Here is a 201-nt window from a genome sequence, read left to right as displayed (position 1 = left end):
TGCCGCCATATATCTTCCCAGCTGAAATATAAAGCTTCCTGCCCGGGCAAAGCCATACCCCGTTCCAGCCAGCTGGCAAAGGTTTCTCCACGCTCATCATACCAGGCCAGCGCCTTTTCCCTGACCCGGTTGGGATCTTCGACGGCTATCAGCGCCCCGGTCGGCAAGTAGTCCAGCAGGGTAGCTTTTTCTGGCATTACA

At 56.2% G+C, this 201-nt stretch carries 1 protein-coding gene; it reads right to left on the bottom strand.

The window, feature by feature from the left end; all coding sequences use genetic code 11:
• A partial coding sequence (locus JDF658_RS14550) for a hypothetical protein (RefSeq protein WP_159446653.1) occupies positions 1-201 on the bottom strand: 201 nt, incomplete at both ends.

Origin of the sequence: Carboxydocella sp. JDF658 (assembly GCF_002049395.1) — a bacterium.
GTDB lineage: Bacteria > Bacillota.
Note: the sequence above shows the minus strand (reverse complement) of the source record. Positions and strands in the feature narration are given on the sequence as shown.